This window comes from Nitrospira sp. (assembly GCA_016788885.1).
Taxonomy (GTDB): domain Bacteria; phylum Nitrospirota; class Nitrospiria; order Nitrospirales; family Nitrospiraceae; genus Nitrospira_A.
In genome coordinates this window covers 74,340-94,696 of record JAEURX010000038.1, presented here as the reverse complement: position 1 = coordinate 94,696, position 20,357 = coordinate 74,340, and the positions used below count along the sequence as shown (strand labels likewise).

Sequence of the window (20,357 nt, the reverse complement as noted above, 5' to 3'; positions counted from 1 at the left end):
GCTCCTTTGATGGTCATGGCTGCTTGATGACTGTGGCCAGGCGCAGTAACTGAGAACTGATATGTAGCGAAGCGTGCTGCGCAGCTTCGAGATTCACATCCATGTGTATTTTGTTTCCGACCAGCCGCAGGCCGATCATTGCGCCCTGCTCGATACAGGATGCCAGATCGCAGACGGTGAGGGTCGGCAGTCCTTTCAATGACGAGACGATCGTCTCGAGATGGGCACGTTCCGATGCACTGATGAACGTGATGTGGCAAGTGTGAAGCGTCTCGGAGGATCGCAGGCGTCTGATGGCGATCGGATGGCCGTTGACGGTTTTCTTTCCGATCGCATCCAGGGCATCGCCGAAGGGATCGGTGCCGACCATGCAAATCACGAAGTGGTGTTCCCTGTCGTGGCTTGCGCCGTCAGGCCATTCCACGAATTTTGAAAAGTTATAGAGAAACGCCGCTTTGAGTATGTATTCTCCGCTGCTCTCATCGCTATGAGCCGTCTGCGTCACGGCGGCAAGTTGTAACGCCAGGGCAAGAGTGGCCATGAGGAGCGTGTGGAGTCTATACGTAAGGGCAGATCTCTTCCTTCGCGTTGATCGTGCGAGCGAGCGTGTCGTCGCTCGCGATGGTACCGCTATGTCCATATGCAATGAATGCGAGATCATTCGTATCGGTTACGTACCCATTATGAGAATTGCTGTGCGTCGCATGGACGCCGCGATCAAGCCTCCGCCGATGGCCGGTGTGCTGTCGCGCAGCCTCGGTATGCCGATCAGAGACGTGCGAGCTAGAAATGCCATGTGACTTTCCCATAGACGGATCGTTGAATTTCCGTCGGTGCGGTTGAAATAAGCGCCTCTCTATATTCCGGTCGATGCGAATCGAGCAAAGTTTGCCCCACCAAGGATAGCTCCAATTGTTTGCTTGGCCGCCAGCCGATACGAACATCGAGGTTGAAGTAGGAAGGAATTTGTGGCGTTGTCAGCCTGTCGACATAGCGTCCCCACAGATCGATCTCGAAATTGTGAGGAAGCGACATCAATGAGCGGAGCGATGCTTGATGGGTTGGGCTTTGCCCCGTTGCCGCGTTGGCTGTTCGATCGGTCGTGCGATCCGTATAGAGGTTCATATGCAAATAGGTATAGGACGGTTGAATGCGCCACCACTCGACCGGCCGCCATTCCACGGCAACCTCAATGCCGTACGTTTCGGCGCGAAGCCGGTTGGCGATGTTGAACGGTGCGAGCAGATGGACCGGTGTTGGACTTGTTTCAAGCCTGATCGGCCCCTGTTCAAACGTGCGGAGATCTTTAACGGAATTGTAGTAGGTCGCAATATCGAGCGAGAGTGTTTCGGTCAGTTGGGTGCGATAGCCTGCTTCATAGGCGAGGGTGTTCTCGTTGCCATACGCCCTATTGCCGAACACGGAAGCAAGGACCGGCAAACCCGATGTCGCCGGGCTTGGCGGCTGCGTTGCCTGATTGATACGCATATCGTCTTCAGCCCGTGAGGGGGTACGGACGGCTCGAGAAACGGCTGTCCACAAAGTTTGGCGGGGCGTCGGCGTCCACCGAAGACGCGCATTCGGTTGCACGACGAAACCGGTCAGATCGTTGTGCTCCACTTTGGTTCCGATCGTGAGTGCTACGGTTTTCGGCACGAGCGTGATTTCGTCCTGGATGAAGCTGCTCCACAGATTGAGAAGGCGGCTATACGGCGTCACCACAATGGTTGAGCTGCTGACGAGCTGGTCGTTCGTAAACCGGTACCCCAACCCCCACAGGAGATGGTGTCGATCGCCCAGGGAGAAGTTATATTGAAAGTCGATGTCGGCGATGTCTCGTTTCTCAGCCAATTGCACCGCGTTCCGCTCACTGCGATCATAATAGAGCTGGAGCGTATAGCTGGAGGTTGGAGAGAGGGTGTGGGTCCAGCGGCCCAATAAATTGCCTCCGGTCACTTGCCCACTGTTGTCCGAAGTATTGAAAAACGGCGCCGTCAGCGTGGGGGTCGTCAAGCGATCATGGATTCGCCCAGTGTAATAATCGCCCTGCAGGGTGAATTGATTGCCGCGATCGGTGGTGTGGTCGATTCGCATGCCGCTTCTGGCCTGATTCCAATGGTCGGTTGCAGGATCGCCGGTGGGCGTCGCCTGATCATCACGCGCAAAGAATTTTCCATAGACGCGCATATGGGTGTTGCGTGAGAGTTCCATGCCGTAGCGCATGCCGACGGACCCGCGTTCTTCGGTTCCTGCCCCCGCAACGAGCAGCGCGCCCTGCGTGTCTTTTACTTTTTTCGTGATAATGTTGATGACCCCGTTGACGGCATTGGCGCCCCAGAGTGTCGCCCCAGGACCTCGAATCACCTCGATGCGATCGACGTCCTCCAGCAAGGTGTCTTGCACGTCCCAGTACACACCGGAAAACAGCGGGGTGTAGACGGTCCGACCGTCGATCAGTACCAACAGCTTGTTGGCAAAGCGCTCATTGAATCCACGTGCACTGATGGCCCATTTGTTCGCGTCGAGTCGAGCCACTTGCAGCCCTGGAACCATTCGGAGTGTTTCTGGAATCGAGGTGGCGCCGGAGCGGCGGATGTCTTCTTGTGAGATGACGAAGATGGCTGCGGCGGCTTGTGACAATGGCTGTGCTTGCTTGGCGACAGAGGTGACTTCGATTGACATGAGTTGTTCAAGCGGCAGGTCCGTCAAGTCTGTTGATGGTTCCAAGGTCGGATCGATGTTTGCCCCAAGCGCCATCGTGACCGACAGGCAATAACTCGCAACGACAAAGGCGCTCCGGGTGCTCATATCAATTTTCATGGGTTGCAGGACATCTCCGTCGAAGGTGAATGAAGGGTGAGGCAGGCAGTGAACATGCACAAGGCACTCGCCGAGTGCGTAACTGTCCGGGCTCAATATCGGCAGTTGATGGCCTCAACTTGAGGAAGCGGGTGTGGGCAGGCACGAGACGTTGAGCGTGGAATGCGCCGGTAATACAGGGAATTGCGTATGTGCTCGGAGGCAGAAACAGTGGGGGGCGATCAACGACGACGTAGTGCAAGCGACCTGCTTCGATTCGCCCGGAAAGTCCTCTTCTTGTCGGTGAAGGCGCCTGTGGCGCGAGCTTAAACGGGGGCAAGCACGTACGACGTTGAGAAATGAGCGATCAGTGTTCTGTGTGTTGCTGCAGCTCTTCGGTGATGGTGGAGCAGGCCAGTTGATGGGTCTCGACAAGTTGAGCCAGCAGGCGGGCGGCGTTCTCGAGATGCGCAAGGCGTCCGAGGGCTTCCAGCTCTTTGCAGTGAGCTGCTGTAGCCACGAAGCCGAGTTGCGCGCTGCTGGATTTTAATCGATGCGCGGCTTTGGCGAGGGACTCGGCGTCTTGGGTTTCCAGTGCGGCGCGAATCTCCTCCACCAGGACACGGGAATCGTTCAGATAGGTCGTGAGCACCTTGGCAAGAAAATCGGGGCGTCCCGGCCGTTGAAGCGAGCGAATCGCCTTCCACGCAGCTTTGTCGATGGCCGGCTCCTGGGCCGCGTGGTCTTTCGCAGGCGTCGGGCCCTGCGCTGCAGTATGTGGCGCTGTGGAGGAACCTGTGCTGTCAGCCGTGACCGGCGTCAACCATTGCGCGAGGACCGCGTTGAGTTGCGCGACGGTAAACGGCTTGGCCAGATAATCGTCCATCCCGGCAGCCAGACAGCGGGTGCGATCGCCCTCCATTGCATTTGCGGTCAGGGCGATGACCGGCACGCGGTGGACCGCTTCCGTCTCACTCTCCTGCCGGCGAATGGCGGCGGTGGCGGTAAAGCCGTCCATTTCGGGCATTTGGCAATCCATCAGAACGAGATCGAATCGCTCCCTCGCGAGGGCCTCAAGGGCGAGCCGCCCATTCTCGACGGCGTGCACGGAGTACCCCAAGATGCTCAACATCCCAGTGGCTACCTCCCGGTTGACCGGTGTGTCTTCGACGAGGAGGAGACGGGCGGAGTGGGCCGCTGTTACCGTAGACGCTGACGCGACGGGGTCTGGGCGGCGAGCAGGGGGACGATGTCCCGTCCGGAGCAGGCCGAGGACGGCTTGTTGTAGTAACGATTTCCGTACGGGCTTGGTGACCCAGCCGTCGACGGCGGGTACGCCCGGCGCTCCGGCGTCATACCCGACCGAGGTGAGTATCAACAGAGGTAGCGCGGCCACTTGTGGGTCAGCCCGGATCGCCTGCGCCAGTTGCATCCCGTCCATGTCGGGCATCTGAAAATCCAGAATGGCCAACTCGAACGGTTGGTGCACGGCGGCGGCTCGAAGCTGTGCGAGCGCATCGCTCGCAGAGGCGGCGAGCGCAGGGATTGCTCCCCAGGAGCGGAGATGATCGTCCAAAATTTCGCGATTGGCGGGGGTATCGTCGACGACCAGAATCCGTCGTTGGAGCAGCGCATATTCCGGATGCGAGTCCTGGCCAAGTCGTGGTTGTCGCTCAAAGACGGCGGTAAACCAAAAGGTAGACCCTTGGCCGACCTGACTTTCCACGCCGACCTGGCCCCGCATGAGTGCCACGAGTTCCTTGACGATGGTGAGGCCGAGGCCTGTTCCGCCGAAACGGCGGGTCGTTGTCCCGTCGGCTTGTGAGAAGGCTTCGAAGATGCGTTGTTGGGCCTCGACCGGAATGCCGACGCCGGAATCCTTGACCGCGAATCGCAGGGTGACGCGGCTGTCCTTCTCCGCCACCGCGTCGATGCGCACGTTGATTTCCCCGGCCGCCGTGAACTTGAGCGCATTGCTGATCAGGTTCAGCAGTGCCTGCCGAAGCCTGATCGGGTCGCCGCGGAGGGTGCGTGGAATCGAACTCGGCATGTGGCAGGTGAGTTCCAAGCCTTTACGCTGAGCCGGAGTGGCAAAGAGTTCCACGGCGTTATCCACCGTGTCTTGCAGATCGAAGTCCAGTTGCTCCAGTTGGAGCTTGCCGGCTTCGATTTTGGAGAAGTCGAGGATGTCATTGATGATCGCCAGGAGCGATTCGCCCGATTGCTGAATGGTCCGTGTCAGGTGGCGTTGGCGGGTATCGAGCGCGGTGGTGAGCAGGAGCTCGGTCATGCCGAGGACGCCGTTCATCGGGGTTCGGATTTCATGGCTCATGTTGGCGAGGAATTGTGACTTCGTGCGGCTGGCGGCCTCCGCGGCTTCCTTCGCCAGCAGGAGTTCCTGGGCGGTGCGTTTGAGTGGGGTGATGTCGGAGGCGACGGCGAGGTATCCCGTGATCTTGCCGTCGGCGTCCCGCAGCGCCGTGACATTTAACAACACCGTTCGTCTGGTGCCGTCTTTTCTGATGTAGGTCCACTCATGTTCATTGGGTAGATTGCGCCGGGATTTTTCAATAAAGACGTCGAACCCGGGTGCAATGGTGCAGCCGAACTCCTCGGAGAGTTGTTTGGCCCGTTCCACGATTTCCTCGCGAACGTGGAAGATGCCCGGATGTTGGCGGCCGATCAGTTCATCGGCTGTGTAGCCGAGCAGGGCTTCTGCTGCCGGATTAAACAGTTGAATGATACCGTCGGGGTGGCAGGAGATAATGGCGGAGCCGGCGTTGTCCAGTATGGCCCGTTGAAAGGTCGCATAGGCGCGGAGTTCGGTTTCGGCCCGGCGTTGTTCGGTAATGTCGCGAACGGTCGCCTGCAGCCCCTCGACGCCTTGGAGGGAGATGCGGGTCAATTGTACGCTTGCCAAAAAGGCGGTCCCACCGACGCGTTGGTGCATCCATTCGAACAGGTGAAAGCCTTCACGCATGGCTGCTTCAATGGCCTTGGGCGCCTTGACCATGGATAACTCACCGTCCGGTTGATATTCGGGGGACACATCGCCGGGGCCGAGGGAGGTGAAGTGCGCCTCGTCTCGTGCTCCGAACAGTTCTACCGTGGCCGGGTTGCAGGCGATAAAATTCCAGTTGGGCGGATACAAAATCATGATCGCGTCGCGCGAGGACTCGAAGAGGCGCCGGTACTTCTCTTCGCTCTCGTGCAGGCTCGACTCGAATTGCTGCCGGTCGATTGTTTGTCTGGTGTCGGCACGGACCGGGAGCAGCCCATTTTGTTCGCGTGGTTCCGTCATGCGGCAGACCGTCCTGATCGGGTGAGCTCTTCCTGCATGAGGGCGCAGACGGCGTTGTGCTCCGGGCGGAGACGTTGGGAGAGCGCGGGAAGCTCACGGGCTTTTCCGGCACGTCCGGCAGACTCAACTTCCGCATAGAGGCCGGCGAGACGGTGCGCGCCGAGTTGTGCAGAGGAAGATTTTAGGGTATGCGCGATGGTCGTGAGTGCTTTGATGTCACCGCTGTTCAGGTGTTTTTCGAGTTGGGTCAGCTGCGCCTCGGCATGCGGAATATAGAGGGCGAGCGCTTTGAGCAAGAAGTCTGGTTGTCCCGGCCGTTGGTGGGCACGGATGGCCTGCCAGGCGCTGACGTCAAGGTGTTCATCGATGGTTGTCGGTCTTGGCACAACGGAGGCAGGTTGCTCAACGGGACGCGTCGTGCTCCCCGGTTGCGACGAAGGAGGTGCCGCGGTCGAAGCGGCTACAGGGGTGGCCCCAGGAGCGGTTGGCAGCCAACGCTGGAGCAATGCGGTGAGCTGGGCCAGCGTAAACGGTTTGGTGAGATAGTCATCCATGCCGGCGGCGAGACACCGTTGACGGTCGCCTTCCAGCGCATTGGCGGTGAGGGCGACGATGGTGGTGTGGCTGGGGTGTTCTTGCTTCCCTTCATGAGTGCGGATCACGCTTGTGGCGGTCATACCGTCCATCTCTGGCATATGGCAATCCATGAGGACGAGATCAAACGAACCGCGCTCGACTGCGGACACCGCTTCTTTGCCGTTCTCCGCGATGGCCGTGGTGCAGCCGAGGAGTTCGAGCATGGTGCAGGCTACTTCTCGATTCACGGGATTATCTTCCGCCAGCAGAACATGGCCGACGAACGTTTGCGCCTGACTTTGTGGTTGGACCGGTGTCTGTGGCTCATCCTCCGGAGCGTTCCGGCAGACCCGTAAGAGACAGTCTTTCAGCAACGATTGGTGGACCGGCTTCCTCAACCAGGCATTAAACAGTGTCGGTGAAAGGCGGGGATCCTGGTTTGAATGGCTGACAGAGCTCAATGCCACCAACAGAAGGTCGTGCAGTCCAGGGGCGTTCCTGATGGCCTGGGCGAGATCAATGCCGTCCATGTCCGGCATATGAATATCCAAGACGGCGAGTCGGACTTTGGGATGCGAGGGTTCTTGTCCCTCAAGGAAGTGCAAGGCCTCCCTGGCGGAACTTGCCGAGTGCACGTTGGCGCCCCAGCTGGTCAGGTGCGCTTCGAGAATGTACCGATTCGTGGGATTGTCGTCGACGATCAGGACGGACATGCCCGACAACGTCGCCGGCTGAGTCTCTGCCGTGGACTCGGTTGCGGCGACGGTTTCCAGTGTTGCCGTAAACCAGAAGGTCGAACCCTGCCCGGGAATGCTGTCGACCCCTACGTCGCCCTTCATCAAGTGGGTGAGTTGCTTCACGATCGCAAGGCCGAGTCCGGTGCCGCCGAACTGTCTGGTGGTGGACCCATCCGCCTGGGAGAACGCCTGAAAGAGTCGCGCCCGGGCGGATTCGGAAATGCCGACGCCGGTGTCGCGGACGGCACATTTCAGCGTCACGTTGGCGGAGTCTCGCGCCAGGAGCGCGAGGGTGACCGAGACCTCCCCCGTCCGTGTGAACTTGATGGCGTTGCCGACCAGATTCAGCACGATCTGGCGGAGTCGCACCGGGTCGCCGACCACGGCATCCGGAATTTCGTCCGGCACGAAGCAGGTCAGTTCCAGGTGCTTGCGGTTCGCGGACTCTGCCAGGAGGTCGACGGCGTCCTCGATGGTTTGTCGCAATCCGAATTCAATGCGTTCAAGGTGCAACTTTCCGGCTTCGATTTTGGAGAAATCCAGAATCTCGTTTATGATGTCCAGGAGACCGGTGCCGGACCGGTGAAGCGTTTCAGTCAGGGAGCGTTGTTTGGGTGTCAGTGCTGTCGTCAGCAGCAGTTCGGCCATTCCCAAGACGCCGTTCATGGGGGTTCGAATCTCATGGCTCATATTGGCGAGAAATTGTGATTTCGCCTGATTGGCCGTCTCAGCGGCTTCCACCGCATGGCGAAGTTCGACTGTTCGCTCCCGCACAGCTTGTTCCAGGGAGTGGGTGAACAATTGGAGCCGTTGGGCCTGGGTGGTGAGCAGTGTCGTGGTGGTTTCCACGAGGGATACCATCTGTTCGAGTTCACCTTCATGGGGCGCCGTGGCGCCTGAGTCGGCGGAGCCTCCCACTTCATTCATGGGCTGCTCTTGCTCCGACGGGTGGTGCAGGGACTGCAACGTGTCTTGCAGTGTTTTGGCCGTGTCGCGAAACAGTGCCGACATGCGTCGGATGCCCAGCTGGCTGACGAGAATCGCCATGGCCATCAGCAGGGCGGAGAATATGAGCAACTGACGAAATTCTCGCGCCACCTCCTGCTTCATCGTCGCGAGCGAGAACTCCAATCGGACCCAGGCCGCAATCGTCTGTTCGTCCAAGAGTGGCGTGGCGACTACCAGTGTCGGCGTTCCATCCGGCTGTACGTTCTGGGTGATGGTTTCCGCTCCCGTCTCCCGCGCTTGCGACAGCGTGTGATCTGCCAGTTGGCCACCGATCTTGCTGGGATCGGTGGCCGCTACGATCATATTGTCGGGATCAACGAGCATAATGCTGACGATGTCGGCGTCCTGGGCGTAGCGAACCAGGGCCTCTTGAATGCGGAATAGATTGTCCAAGACAGCCGCCGCTCCCATCATGGCGAACGTCCGACTGACCGCCAGCGCGCGCGTCTGCGCGGCATCTTGGACGACGCGCTGGATCTCAATCAGTCGGAGCGTCGCGAAGAGGGCCATGCCCAGAGTGATCATCACCGCCATCCCGACGCTGAGACGGAGACGAAGACTCCCTTGCCACATGGCCCGGGGGCGGCTTAGCCAAGACGGCTTATTTTTTTCTGGCGTCGGCATGATTCGGATACTCGAGCGTGATGCTGGTTTCCCCTTGTGCTGAAACGGTCACGGTTTGTTGGAATGCTCCCAATGTGTCATGCCAAATGGTCACCTGATGTTCGCCTGCCGAGAGATTGGGGATCCGGAACGCGCCGGTCTCGTCCGTTACACTGAAAAAGGGGTGTGCGAATGCGAGCACGTGCGCCTGCATGAATTTGTGCGCGTCGCACTTGACCGTGTAGATCCCCGGCTGTTTGAGAGGCTTTCCGACCGGTCGGCTGGAGGGGATCATCGCGACATTCACGAAGGTGCGTGGCCCCATCGAGATGTGGGTGTTATGCATGACCGGGTCGTCGTTGCGGATTTCTACCTGTTGCCCAACCATGCCGACGGCAATGCGCGGGGTGAAGGTACAATGGGTATTCGTCAATACGAGCGGTGGAAGCGAAGGCTCGGATATGGGCAGGGCGACACCGTCGATGCTGACGACTGCGCCTTCGAGGCCGCGCGTTTTCACATGAACCGCGACGCTCTTAATTGTGGCCTGTGTCCCGCAGAAAGCTGAGTCGCGGCTCACCTCGATCACTTGGTCTGGAATGGCTTGGCCGATATACAGGACTCGACCGACCAATGCGCCGGTAGGTGGTTCCGCGTGCACGAGCGAGGCTCCTTGAATGGCCACCAACGCGGTGGCGAGGATCAGGATGGTGTTCATCGGAGAGAGTCCTTTTTTATGGCGATGCGCCGAGTCCGACTGTCCGAAAGCGTTCCGTGAGCTGCGCATGGCCATGAGTTATCTCCCCTGGTGATCAGATAACGATTGGAGGTACCAGACCAAATCCCACAGCGCCTCCGCCTGTCCGGCAAATTCATTGGCATAGGATGGCATCGGTGTACCGTCCAGCCCGGTCATCAGTGTGCGGAAGAGATCCTGCGAGGAAGCCCCGTTTTTCCATGACGACGGTGCGGTGAGATTCGTGGCTCGGATGGGGAGGGTGTCCGCATCGCGTAAGTGACCAGCGATTGACTCCGGCCCGTCTCCCTCGCCATTGTCTCCGTGACAGGCCCGACAGTCGTATTTCACGTAGAGCTTACGGCCGTTGTCTATGCTGGCCTCGCTCGGCGAAGCGGACGGTGAAGGAAATGTGAGCGGAACGGGCGTCTCTTCTTCGAATGCGGTATTCCATGATTTGAGGTAGGCAATGACTTGCCAGCGGTCCCGTTCGCTGAGTGAGGAATAGGCGGGCATGACACCAGGAATGCCGTGGGTGATGGTTCTGAAGAGGTCCTGATCCGTTGGAAGGTCGCCTGACGCTGTGCTGCGCAGCTTGTACCCGTCTTTTACGAAGTTGCGGGGGCGTGGACTGGAATAGCGGCCGATGAACCAACCGGCTGGCCCATCTCCTTCGCCCTTGATGCCATGACACCAAGCGCAGGCTTGTTCGTAGACTCGTCGTCCTTCCAGCAGAGAGTCCCGGTTGATGGCGGGTTTGACGGCTTGTGCGGTGGATGCGCAGAGCCCTGTGACAACCAGTAGGACTAGGTATTTCAAGCCGTTCGCATGCATCGTGTTCTGTGCCTCGGTCCCCTAGTACGCGATGTCGATCCCCACGAAAAAGGCGTGTCGTAAATTACGGGCTGCCGCGTTGCCGTCTTCTGCCCGTCGCAAGTTGAGATCGTTTCGAGCGAACAGGGCCACGTTGGACCGCAGGTACTGTTTGACCTGCATTCCCAAGAAGCTTTGGGATGTGCGCTGACTGAGATCACCCCCGGCATCCATATTGTCGTATCGCAAAGACAGGAGGGTGTGGGTGGTCACATACGTATCCAACGCCACGGACAATCCGCTGGCGCTTTTGTCAAAGTTGGCCAAGGTCGCAGTCGGCACGTGGGCAATGCGGTCGAGGGTGTACATGCCGTGGAGGTCGAACATTTTGTAGCGCAAGTGCGCCGCGATGCCGTAGCGATTCCAGTTCACGTCTGCCAGGCCGCTTCCAGTGAGGACGGTTGCATTGCTGTTGCCGAGGTACGCAAATCCGGACAGACTTGCGGAAAAGTTTGCGGACCGGGCGTAATCGAACCGCACGGCTCCGTAGAAATCTTTGCCCTTATTCGAGTCGCCAAATGCTTCGTTGGCACCGTTCAGGATGCCGACCTGATACATGAACCAATCGCCGAAGGGGCGTCCCCGCACCTCAATGCCTGTTTCTGCGACCGCGTTGTAGAGCGAGGGGGCGTAGGGTGAGATAGCAGTGCCCGACCGATTGTACAGGCCGTAAACCTTGGCTGATGCTGCAAGCGGAAACAGTCCGGCACGTTGGACTGTGTTGGTGGAGGAGTTGGTGCGTTCTCCGACAAAATCCAATTGCTGTCGAAGAGTGGAAAACGAGAACGTTGCCGAGGGGTCGATTCTTCCCACGCGAATATTGGCGAGATTGTTCCCGCCGAGATTGTTGAACGTCATGAAGGCCCGCTCGATGCCTGTCGACGACTCTTCCAAGTTGGATTCGAGCTCGACAAAGAAGCCGATGTTTTTCGTGACGGTGCCTGCGGTGAAGAGGCTGAATACCTCCGGGAACCCCAGCTCGCTATTGTTGTGGACGGTTCCCGCTTCTGCGGTGGGCGGATTCTGTTGCTTAAAGTGGTGAGAGCGCAGCACATTGCCCCGGAGCCGGACCCCGGTATAGTTGGCGAAATCGTCCAAGCTCAGACTGCCGAAGCCTTTCTTGCCGGTCGTGGCACCATCTTCGGTTCCAGGCAGCTGATACCCGTTTTCGAGAAAACGTTCTCCGAATGTATTCAGCCGAGGGGGCGCCGTGTGGCAGGCGGCGCAATCGAGCGTGTACTTCCTTGCGAAGGCAGGAATAGCCTCCGCCGTTGGTACGGACACCGCATGGGTTCCCGACACGAGGGCGAGTACCGTCATTGCAATTCGGGCAATTGCCGCTCCCCGCGACTGTGTGATCAAAACAGTACCCTCTGCTTACCGGTGTGCGGTCACGCGACGACGCGGGCGAACCCAGGACCCGGTGGTCATGTAGTTCGACAGTCTGATGTCGGTGAATTTGGTGCAGGACTTTAGGCAAGCTTAGGGGGCGGCGCTTGATCGGAGAGCCGCTCAGACCCCTAGGTACTAGCTAGTGGCGAAAGATGTGATGAGGAAATAACCCGGTTTGACGTGGCTGTTTCGTGCTGTGGGGCAGGGGGCAGGGCCTTCTATTCCGGATATCTGGCTTCAATGACGCTCCGAAGCCCGCCACGGGCAGCAAACTCGCCTGTGACTTTGGCCCAGATCGGACGGCAGGATGCGACAACGTCATGAAGAATGCGGTTTACGGCATTTTCGTAGAAAATCCCAACATTTCGATAGGCGTGGATATACATTTTCAGCGCTTTGAGCTCAAGGCAGGCTTTATTTGGCTTGTAGTGGAGGGTAATGGTGCCGAAGTCCGGGAGATTGGTCTTAGGGCAGATGGCTGTGTACTCCGGGATGACAATCGTAATCTCATACCCCTTGTATTGATTGGGAAACGTTTCGATTGTGGGCAGTGCCGTGGTAATCCCGCTCTTTGCATGACGCTCATTGTAGCCAAGCCTGGTGGTTGTTCCTTTACGTGTCGGTTTCTTGCGGCCCATTTCGCTCACACCATCACCTCTCGCAGACTTGCACAATTAGACTTGTTTCATCCATTCCAATTGCCCTAGCTCTTGAAGCTTGTGGTAGAGGGTCACCCAGGGGCACGTCATATCTGGGTAGACTTCGCAAAAGCCCCCTCGGCGGACCCCCCCACATGGGCCGTGACTCATGAATTTTGGACATTCGGCCTTGAGGGCGCCGTCCGGGATCGGTGGCCGCTTATGGACACCTCCCATATGCTGATCGCCATGTTCTTCGCCCGGGACTAGGACTCGTATCGGCATGATGTCGTGGCTATCCAATGACGTTAAGCGATAATCTTTACCCGCTTCGCCGTCGAACTGCAACTGAATTGAGCCTTGTCTTCCAGTGGTCGTCGGCGCAAAAACTTCGCGTTCAAGCGCATTTAGGGCCATGGACCTAGAGGGCCTGCGCGTAGTAGGCCTTCTTTCGTCTGGTGTGGGCCTTCTGAAAAGTTGCAATGCTTTTGCGCAGTCGATTACGATGCCCTTCGAGTTGGAATGACGTGCTGTTCTGATTTTGCTGTGCTGATGCGATTGACAGATTTTTTCGTGCTTTGTTACACTCGGCACCGGTTCGAATTCAGAAGCACTCGAACATTCCTTTCCGTTTCAGAAACGCAGTTCAGTACTCAGGCCCAACAACGTCGATATAATCTGCACCTGGCTTTTCCGGTCGTGCGCATGGGCCGGACCAGAGCCGCCAGCGCATAATAAGGAGGGAATCCTATGAGCCTTGATTACGTCAAGTTTTCAAACGGCTTTGAGAAGTTTATGCCGAAAGAATATCGGGATATGGTCGAGCACGGTCCCTTCGGGAAAAAGGTCTCTGTGTCGCAGATGGGATCCTTTAAGGAGGTGCTCGAGGAGCATCCCATGTGCGCTGGTTGCGCCATGACCCTCTTTATTCGCCTTGCCATGATCGCATTCCCCAACCCTGAAGATACCATCACTGTCGGAACGGCCGGTTGCGGACGCTTGGCGATTTCGCAGGCCGCTATCCCGTTTGTGTACGGGAACTATGGTGACCAAAACGGCGTGGCGAGCGGTCTGTCTCGCGGCCTGCGGCTCCGTTTCGGTGACAAGCCGAAGGACGTGGTTGTGATGGCCGGCGATGGCGGCACGGCTGACATTGGGTTCCAGCAAGTGCTTCACTCCTGGTTCCGTAAGGAGCGGTTCACGACAATCATGCTGGATAACGAAGTTTATGGAAACACCGGTGGGCAGGAAAGCGGCATGACAAATCGCGGTGCCGTATTGAAAATGGCTCCGTTGGGCAAGAAGTTTGAAAAGATGGATATGTTGCAGATGGCCAAGGTTGCGGGGTGTGCATACGTTGCCACCGTGGTCCCTAATAATCCTCGCCGGGTAGAGAGCGTGATTAAGAAAGCTGTGCTGATCGCCAGAGAGGTTGGCTCGACCTATATTCAAGCCTACACCTCCTGCAACATCGAGTACGCGATTCCGACCGACAAGGTTATGGAAGACGCGAAGAATGTGGAAAACGATCGGTATCAGTTCACGGAGTACATCAGCGACGAAGCGAAGCAGTATCTGACTGAACGGTACGGCTACAAAGAGTTCTTGCCGAAGCCGGCGGCCCAGACCCAGAGCCTTCCGAAGGCATAGGGCGGATTTCCTTAAGGAGGATCGAGCATGGCGAAACGATTCAACATCCGTATGGCCGGGGTGGGTGGTCAGGGCGTGGTCACCGGCTCACACATTCTGAGTACGGCGGTGATCAACGCGGGCGGAGAAAGCACCATTGTTCCGTTCTACGGATCAGAGAAGCGGATGGCTCCGGTCGAAAGTTATGTGCGGGTTTCCGATGAGCCAATTTATGAAATTGGTGAGATCACCTTTCCGCACATTATCATTATTTTCCATCCTCAGGTCATTACTCACGGCAAGTCGTACACGATGCCTTTCTATTTCGGTCTAAAGGAAGACGGCATTGCGCTGATCAACAACGATGGGCCGATGAAATTGCATAAGGATCAGGCCCGTGAGCTCGAAGAGCGGCGCGCCAAGCTGTACTACTTCCCGGCTACCAAGATCTCCCTTGATGTTGCCGGGATGGACCTTGCCACTAATATGGCGCTCATGGGCTGTATTGGCGCTATCACTGGTTTGACGAACATGGCTGGGTTGGAGCAGGCAGTTAAGGACCGCTTCCTAGGCAAAGGATTCGTGGTGTCAGGCGGTACTGCGGCATTGGACAGTGTCGTCGAGCGGAAGTTCAAGAAGAAGCAAGAACTGATCGAGAAGAACGTCGCTGTTATGCGGGCTGGTTGGAACTACGCGGTAGACCACGGTTGGGCTGCTTCGGAAGTGAAGCGTGCGGAAGAGCCGGTGGCAGCGGCCGCCGCGAAATAGGTAATGCGGAAGGAGCGTTCATGTATCTCGTAGCCGATATCAATATTGAGATTTGCGCCGCGAAAAGTTGCAAGCTGTGTACACAGTACTGTCCTGAAGCCAATACCATTCTATATAGCGACGAAATGGGGAAGGACAAAGGTTTCAAGTACGGTTCGGCCTATGTAGCGGTAGATCGGTGCAAGGGCTGTGCACAGTGCGTGTGGGTCTGTGACAACATGGCCAAGAATAACGCCATTAAGATGATCATGATCGACCAGTTGCCAGTAGCGGCATTGACAGACAACATTACCTATGGGGAAAAGAGCACGACGGCGACATTGGTCAGCCCTGTCGTTGGGTAATCGTACGAAAGGGGAACGGGCGTGGGAACGACACAAGATACGAGAGAACGGATTATCGTGCCGGGGCCGGCAGGGTTCCATCCGCCGTCAGCGGCCCAGTTGGGCGTGTCGCTGCCTGATCCCGGGCAGGGCCTGTATTATGGACTTTTGGAGACGAATGAAGACGTCGTCATCGAAGAGATGGCTCGAAAAATGCTGACGAGCCCCAACGCAACGATATTCCCGGGCCCTCTCGTCCTGTGGGCATGGAACAACCATGCTGTCGAAAAGGCGCAGGCTGTGTTGGAGATTGCCGCTCAGATTCCCGACGTCATGATTATCCCGATGCCGGACTATCGTCCTAAGTATCCGAAAATCGATCCGGAAGAGGTCATCAATCCTAATCACCCCAATCTCACGATCTGGGGGAACAAGATCGAAGCGTGCATCTTTATCGGTGTGCATTGCCACTATGCCAATCTCACCCTCAAGATGATCCGTGCGGGAACCAATTGCTGCACCATGGCCATTTGCGCCGAGCAAGGGCACGAAGATGCCATGCTGACAATCCGCGATTCGGACACCCTGAAGTTGAAGAAGACTGCTCAAATATTCAAGAAGGTTCGTGAGGAATTGGGCATTAAGTTGCCGGATAACGGCGAAAACGTCCGTTTTACTGGTACTCAATCAAAGGTCCACAGCGGCAAGACGCATACTAATCCTATGACTTTCATGCCTTCAGCCGGCGGTATGGGCAGCGCTGCGGTTTTTGGTCATTCTGCTGATCAAATGAAGCGTGAAGGCTAAGTTTTAGGCTACAGCGATACAGGCAAGAGGTGCAACCATGAGTGAAGCATTGGACCCCAAGCAAAAGACCGGTACCCAGGCTGAACCAGCCACGGGTGTGTCGGCCCCCAAGGCACAAGTGAAGCAAGACCCACATGCGGCGGCGAAGCAGCAAAAAGTCGTCACTCCGGAATATCTGTTCTTGGAGGCTCCCCGGACTAAGGAGTTCATTACCGGGAGCGAGGCAGCCAAGGAGGCTATTCGTCGGTCTAACGTAGACCTTGCGATTGCATACCCTATCACCCCGCAAAGCGAAACCATGCAGTTAGTCGGTGTCCTGTATGGCGAAGGGTATGTGAAGGAATACTACCGTGGTGAGGAAGAAGTCGGCGTCATGGCAGCAATTGCAGGTGGCTCGCGAGCCGGCGTTCGTTGTTATACGGCGACTGCCGGTCCTGGAACCTTAAGGGGCTTGGAGGGAATTGCTTCCTGGCCAGGGCATCGGCTCCCAGTGGTGGCGATGTTCACATGCCGAGTCGTGAATGCACCATTGGCCATTCAGCCCGATAACATCGAAGTCTCCTATCTCTTGAACTGTGGCATGATTGTGTTCCACGCTGAGAACCAGCAAGACATGTTCGATTTTACTCTGGCTGGGTTCACCATCAGCGAAAAAAATGACGTGACCTTGCCGGTTGGAGTGTGTTGCGACGGATTTTTTGTAACCCACGCCCGCGGTTATGTGCGGATGCAGGATCGCAGCATGAAACTGCCGCCCCGTGAGCCGTGGCGTGGAGCTGTGCCAGTTCTGGATGCTGAGAATCCTCCGGCTCGTCTCTCTCGTGACGCCCCCGTCCAAAAGTCAAATTTCATGGCCTACAACATTCACGCTGTCTGGCAACAGGAAGTGTGGGCAGCCGTCGAACGTTCTCGGAAGTACATCAATCAGTACATGGGGGGGCTGCTTACCGCTGAAAATGTTGAGGATGCCGAGGCGATCATTATCGCTTCAGGTAGCGCAGCGGCCCAATCTCGCGAAGCCGTTCGTATTTGCGCGGAAAAGGGTATCAAGATTGGCTTGATTAAGGTGAGATCCCTGCGGCCATTCCCGACTCAAGAGTTACGCAAACTCTGCGGAAAAGCCAAGTTGATCGTTGTGCCAGAGTTTAACTATGTCGGATGGTTGGCGAAAGAAGTTGCCACCGCCATTTACGGCTTTTCTAATGCCAAGATTATTGGCGGACCGCGTGTTTATGGCGGGCAATCGATGCCTGTGGAATTGATCGTTGATGAAGTCGAATCCGGATTGACTGGTAAGAAGTCAACGAATGTGGCCATTTCTCAGGTTATGGGCGCGTCGGCTTCGGACCATGACGCCATGGGCCACTTTATGCGCAGCATCTAATTTAAGACGTTCGCTCATGAAGCAAAGAGGGCCCGTTCGGCATAACCGAACGGGCCCTCTGCATTTTGGCGGGTGGCACCTGTCAACCTTGGAGGTCGTCCTCCACCAGATCTGGGCTTTCAGGCATGCCGCAGGCAATAAATTTTGCATATGACAAATAGATGAGGCTGCTGTCACGCATGGCCTTCGCTCCGTGGGTCATGCGTTCCAGGCGTTCTTGGTCGATCGGCTCCGTGCTTTGCAGAGCAGCAACATGCTCATCCAAGACCATGGTATATCGCTCCATGGCCATTTCCACCTCACGGTAAGCTTGCAAAATATGATCGGTCATGTGAAGTACTCCTCTCCTCGGTCAGGATACCTCAGCTCAGATTTTAGGGTCAACAAAGGGGCAGCGCGTTATGTACCAAGTATCTTCGCGGATTTCACAGCTCATTGCGTCGGCCACACATCTCGATACGGCTGGACTGCGGGAATGTACGTTGCGGGACATAGCTGCTGGCGTGAGTCGCCTTTCGGAAATGTTTACGCGTGGCGGTTCAGGGATTGGCACCAGCTATCTGGAGGATGCCCAATTACGTCAAGCCTATCTCGCTTACTATGTTCCGGTAAATCTTGCGAAAGTGCAGATCCTTTTATCCGAGGTGGAGCCGCTGCTCAAAGGCCAGACATGGAAGGAGTTCCGAGTCCTGGACGTAGGCGGTGGACCCGGTACCGGGTCCCTTGCGCTACTGGATTGGGTCTCTTCCACGTCGACCCCAGCTCTCGAGGCATTGCGTATGACAGTGGTGGACCGGTCGCCAGCTGTGTTGAAGGCATGCACCGAACTGTGGCATGGGTACCTTGCGCAAGTGTTAGCGGGTCAGAAACTTCCATTGCAGACGGTCGAGTGCAATCTCGAACGCACGTTTCCCATCCGCGTTGAAACAGGAGTCGACGGGGGAGGATTTCACTTGATCGTCGTCCAGAATGTGCTTTCAGAGCTCTACTGCGGGAGTTCCGAGGCGGTGGTGAAACGAACGGCTCTAGTGGGAAAACTTCTGAGTGCCTTGGCAGAGGACGGCTGTTTGATGCTGATTGAGCCAGCCCTTCGGGCGACCTCCAGGGCGCTGCATGAGGTGCGAAACAACCTTCTGGCGAACTATGCCTGTTCCGTCTACAGCCCCTGCCTTCATGATCAGACCTGCCCCGCATTAGCGCGGCCGGATGATTGGTGCCATGAAGAAAGGAACTGGGCACGTCCTGTCTGGATTGAGCAAATCGATAAAGCGGCGGGGCTCATTAAGGATGCCCTCAAGTTTTCTTATGCCATCATACGCAAAGATGGGAGAACGATAGTGCCAAGAAATGAGCCGTACCATCGGGTCGTGAGCGAATTGCGGGTGATGAAGGGAGAAAAGCGAGTGTGGTTGTGTGAGGCAGGCGGGAGGTCAGAACTCGGGCGTCAGGACAAGGATCGCTCCGCGTCGAATGCGGCGTTTGAGCAGTTCCACCGAGGTGCGATTATCAAGATCAGTGAGATTGTCAGAAAGGAACGCAAAGGCAAGCTTTCCACTGTGGGACGAATTCCCCCGCAAGCCACCGCAGAAATTATTCGTTCAGCGTAGGGTTAGTCAGCTTCTGGCTCGGATGAGCCGTGCTGATGGGACACCCGATCTTCATCAAAAAGCTCCGCCATCTCGGCGGCGATCATGTCGCGATCGTTAGGCACGGAAATGAGGGGAATCTCCTTCCGGGGCTTAGGTGTTGGCTCCGAAGCGGAGGTCTGTGACACTGGTTCTTTTGGGGTTGGTATGTCATTCATAGCAATTATCAGTATACACCAAAATGCTGAGAAAAAGCCTATTCAAATGCCTCCAGGGAGGATCGTTCGGCAAACTGAGTCTGACAGGCGGTGCAGGTCACGAAATAGACCGCCTCACGGACGGACATGGTAATGCGGAAGTCGAGTGATACGCCACGATGCTGACAGGATGGACACGAGATCTCTTTCAATCGATAGGGGATATCCGGCTGAGTTCTCAGATAAAACTCCATATCCGTATAGACCGGAAAATTATACCGGCATTTTAAGCACACCCCCCGACATTCCCCATCCGACTGAAGGGTCCGTCGATCGATGCCGAAGATGCTGCCCTTACAAATGGCGCAGTGCACGCTTGATAGCCGCTTTTCTACTTGTTCGAGTGAGATACGAGGCATTCCTGCTCCCCTATGTTGAACGATCAGAGTATACGCAGCGTATGAAAAGATCTTCAACCGTATGTCCAGAAATCGTGGGAATTCCTTGACCCCCAGCCGGTGCCTTCTATACTAACAACACTATGCATATGATTAATAAGCGACTACTCGTGGGTAATGCCGATGATGCGCGGAATCCGCCGCCCCAGGTGGGCGCCGTTCTCATGGTTGCCGAGGAACAAAATGTGGCGGTTCCCGATCGTGTGCTCTTTGCCAAAATTCCGCTCAAAGAATTCGGGGAGCCAACGGCTGCGGCGATTTCCCAGGCTGTGGAATGGATTGCAGCGAACCTGCCGGACCAGCGGTTGATGGTGTGTTGTCGGGCTGGGATGGGACGGTCGGTCTCTGTGGTGATTGCGTATCTGTGTTGCGTAGAGGGAATGGCTTATGCCGATGCCGTCAAGCTTGTCCTCACCAGACGGCCTGGTGGAATGCCGTTGCCCCGTCTACAGGAAGTGATTGATGTGGTGAGTGGCTATCGGCGAAACCGATCGGTCTCGCCAACGGGCAACATCGACTAGTATCCCGGGCAAGCAGTCCTG

General features: G+C 56.9%; 18 protein-coding genes. 7 read left to right on the top strand and 11 right to left on the bottom strand.

The features are described from left to right. Window positions 1-13: 13 nt before the first annotated feature. From JNL86_10445 to JNL86_10405, 9 genes are all read right to left on the bottom strand, one after another. Window positions 14-541 carry a YfiR family protein gene (locus tag JNL86_10445; GenBank protein MBL8043322.1) on the bottom strand — a complete coding sequence of 176 codons (528 nt, stop codon included), beginning with the start codon at window positions 539-541 and terminating at the stop codon, window positions 14-16. 242 nt (window positions 542-783) lie between these two features. Further along, window positions 784-2,808, bottom strand: coding sequence for a TonB-dependent receptor (locus JNL86_10440; GenBank protein MBL8043321.1), 2,025 nt, complete (start codon window positions 2,806-2,808; stop codon window positions 784-786). Between the two features lie 358 nt (window positions 2,809-3,166). Then, window positions 3,167-6,100: a response regulator gene (locus JNL86_10435; GenBank protein ID MBL8043320.1), complete on the bottom strand. Its 2,934-nt coding sequence runs from the start codon at window positions 6,098-6,100 to the stop codon at window positions 3,167-3,169. Continuing rightward, on the bottom strand, window positions 6,097-9,045 hold the full coding sequence (locus JNL86_10430) for a response regulator (protein ID MBL8043319.1): 2,949 nt from the start codon (window positions 9,043-9,045) through the stop codon (window positions 6,097-6,099). Before JNL86_10430 ends, JNL86_10435 begins: the two co-directional genes overlap by 4 nt. Next, window positions 9,023-9,742, bottom strand: coding sequence for a hypothetical protein (locus JNL86_10425; protein MBL8043318.1), 720 nt, complete (start codon window positions 9,740-9,742; stop codon window positions 9,023-9,025). The genes JNL86_10430 and JNL86_10425 overlap by 23 nt, the downstream gene beginning before the upstream one ends. A gap of 78 nt (window positions 9,743-9,820) precedes the next feature. Beyond that, on the bottom strand, window positions 9,821-10,594 hold the full coding sequence (locus JNL86_10420; protein ID MBL8043317.1) for a c-type cytochrome: 774 nt from the start codon (window positions 10,592-10,594) through the stop codon (window positions 9,821-9,823). Window positions 10,595-10,615: 21 nt separating this feature from the next. Then, window positions 10,616-11,953 (bottom strand): hypothetical protein, encoded by a 1,338-nt coding sequence (locus tag JNL86_10415; GenBank protein MBL8043316.1) that lies wholly within the window; start codon window positions 11,951-11,953, stop codon window positions 10,616-10,618. Window positions 11,954-12,243: 290 nt separating this feature from the next. Next, window positions 12,244-12,663 (bottom strand): NADPH-dependent 7-cyano-7-deazaguanine reductase QueF, encoded by a 420-nt coding sequence (queF, locus tag JNL86_10410; GenBank protein ID MBL8043315.1) that lies wholly within the window; start codon window positions 12,661-12,663, stop codon window positions 12,244-12,246. Window positions 12,664-12,699: 36 nt separating this feature from the next. Beyond that, a complete protein-coding gene (locus JNL86_10405) occupies window positions 12,700-12,948 on the bottom strand; it encodes a methylenetetrahydrofolate reductase C-terminal domain-containing protein (GenBank protein MBL8043314.1) in 249 nt (82 codons plus the stop codon). A gap of 465 nt (window positions 12,949-13,413) precedes the next feature. Between JNL86_10405 and JNL86_10400 the strand changes: the two genes are divergently transcribed. From JNL86_10400 to JNL86_10380, 5 genes are read left to right on the top strand one after another with little or no spacing between them, the layout of a single operon-like run. Beyond that, on the top strand, window positions 13,414-14,313 hold the full coding sequence (locus JNL86_10400; protein MBL8043313.1) for a ferredoxin oxidoreductase: 900 nt from the start codon (window positions 13,414-13,416) through the stop codon (window positions 14,311-14,313). Between the two features lie 27 nt (window positions 14,314-14,340). Continuing rightward, window positions 14,341-15,060 carry a 2-oxoacid:acceptor oxidoreductase family protein gene (locus JNL86_10395; protein ID MBL8043312.1) on the top strand — a complete coding sequence of 240 codons (720 nt, stop codon included), beginning with the start codon at window positions 14,341-14,343 and terminating at the stop codon, window positions 15,058-15,060. A 20-nt stretch (window positions 15,061-15,080) separates the two neighbouring features. After that, window positions 15,081-15,404, top strand: a complete 324-nt coding sequence (locus tag JNL86_10390) for a hypothetical protein (GenBank protein MBL8043311.1) — start codon at window positions 15,081-15,083, stop codon at window positions 15,402-15,404. Window positions 15,405-15,425: 21 nt separating this feature from the next. Further along, window positions 15,426-16,190 carry a 2-oxoglutarate:ferredoxin oxidoreductase gene (locus tag JNL86_10385; protein ID MBL8043310.1) on the top strand — a complete coding sequence of 255 codons (765 nt, stop codon included), beginning with the start codon at window positions 15,426-15,428 and terminating at the stop codon, window positions 16,188-16,190. A gap of 37 nt (window positions 16,191-16,227) precedes the next feature. Beyond that, entirely contained in the window at window positions 16,228-17,574 is a 1,347-nt protein-coding gene (locus JNL86_10380; GenBank protein ID MBL8043309.1) for a ferredoxin oxidoreductase, read from the top strand. 82 nt (window positions 17,575-17,656) lie between these two features. Here the strand turns inward: JNL86_10380 and JNL86_10375 are convergent, their stop codons facing one another. After that, window positions 17,657-17,905 (bottom strand): hypothetical protein, encoded by a 249-nt coding sequence (locus tag JNL86_10375; protein ID MBL8043308.1) that lies wholly within the window; start codon window positions 17,903-17,905, stop codon window positions 17,657-17,659. 70 nt (window positions 17,906-17,975) lie between these two features. On the opposite strand from JNL86_10375, the gene JNL86_10370 reads away from it, so the two are divergent. Continuing rightward, window positions 17,976-19,181 (top strand): hypothetical protein, encoded by a 1,206-nt coding sequence (locus JNL86_10370; GenBank protein MBL8043307.1) that lies wholly within the window; start codon window positions 17,976-17,978, stop codon window positions 19,179-19,181. A 235-nt stretch (window positions 19,182-19,416) separates the two neighbouring features. Here the strand turns inward: JNL86_10370 and JNL86_10365 are convergent, their stop codons facing one another. Next, window positions 19,417-19,776: a hypothetical protein gene (locus JNL86_10365; GenBank protein MBL8043306.1), complete on the bottom strand. Its 360-nt coding sequence runs from the start codon at window positions 19,774-19,776 to the stop codon at window positions 19,417-19,419. 128 nt (window positions 19,777-19,904) lie between these two features. Here JNL86_10365 and JNL86_10360 point away from each other — a divergent pair, with 128 nt between their 5' ends. Continuing rightward, the gene (locus JNL86_10360; protein MBL8043305.1) at window positions 19,905-20,336 is read left to right on the top strand and encodes a dual specificity protein phosphatase family protein; all 432 of its coding nucleotides are present in this window, start codon (window positions 19,905-19,907) and stop codon (window positions 20,334-20,336) included. Window positions 20,337-20,357: the final 21 nt, after the last annotated feature.

Excerpts from the sequence above, each read along its gene's own strand:
- JNL86_10415 (MBL8043316.1), bottom strand. The coding sequence starts at position 11,953 with ATGACGGTACTCGCCCTCGTGTCGGGAACCCATGCGGTGTCCGTACCA.
- JNL86_10370 (MBL8043307.1), top strand. The coding sequence starts at position 17,976 with ATGTACCAAGTATCTTCGCGGATTTCACAGCTCATTGCGTCGGCCACA.
- JNL86_10365 (MBL8043306.1), bottom strand. The coding sequence starts at position 19,776 with ATGCCTCGTATCTCACTCGAACAAGTAGAAAAGCGGCTATCAAGCGTG.
- JNL86_10425 (MBL8043318.1), bottom strand. The coding sequence starts at position 9,742 with ATGAACACCATCCTGATCCTCGCCACCGCGTTGGTGGCCATTCAAGGA.
- JNL86_10430 (MBL8043319.1), bottom strand. The coding sequence starts at position 9,045 with ATGCCGACGCCAGAAAAAAATAAGCCGTCTTGGCTAAGCCGCCCCCGG.
- JNL86_10360 (MBL8043305.1), top strand. The coding sequence starts at position 19,905 with ATGATTAATAAGCGACTACTCGTGGGTAATGCCGATGATGCGCGGAAT.
- JNL86_10405 (MBL8043314.1), bottom strand. The coding sequence starts at position 12,948 with ATGCCGATACGAGTCCTAGTCCCGGGCGAAGAACATGGCGATCAGCAT.
- JNL86_10395 (MBL8043312.1), top strand. The coding sequence starts at position 14,341 with ATGGCGAAACGATTCAACATCCGTATGGCCGGGGTGGGTGGTCAGGGC.
- JNL86_10375 (MBL8043308.1), bottom strand. The coding sequence starts at position 17,905 with ATGACCGATCATATTTTGCAAGCTTACCGTGAGGTGGAAATGGCCATG.
- JNL86_10380 (MBL8043309.1), top strand. The coding sequence starts at position 16,228 with ATGAGTGAAGCATTGGACCCCAAGCAAAAGACCGGTACCCAGGCTGAA.
- JNL86_10445 (MBL8043322.1), bottom strand. The coding sequence starts at position 541 with ATGGCCACTCTTGCCCTGGCGTTACAACTTGCCGCCGTGACGCAGACG.
- JNL86_10400 (MBL8043313.1), top strand. The coding sequence starts at position 13,414 with ATGAGCCTTGATTACGTCAAGTTTTCAAACGGCTTTGAGAAGTTTATG.
- queF (MBL8043315.1), bottom strand. The coding sequence starts at position 12,663 with ATGGGCCGCAAGAAACCGACACGTAAAGGAACAACCACCAGGCTTGGC.
- JNL86_10440 (MBL8043321.1), bottom strand. The coding sequence starts at position 2,808 with ATGAGCACCCGGAGCGCCTTTGTCGTTGCGAGTTATTGCCTGTCGGTC.
- JNL86_10390 (MBL8043311.1), top strand. The coding sequence starts at position 15,081 with ATGTATCTCGTAGCCGATATCAATATTGAGATTTGCGCCGCGAAAAGT.
- JNL86_10420 (MBL8043317.1), bottom strand. The coding sequence starts at position 10,594 with ATGCATGCGAACGGCTTGAAATACCTAGTCCTACTGGTTGTCACAGGG.
- JNL86_10435 (MBL8043320.1), bottom strand. The coding sequence starts at position 6,100 with ATGACGGAACCACGCGAACAAAATGGGCTGCTCCCGGTCCGTGCCGAC.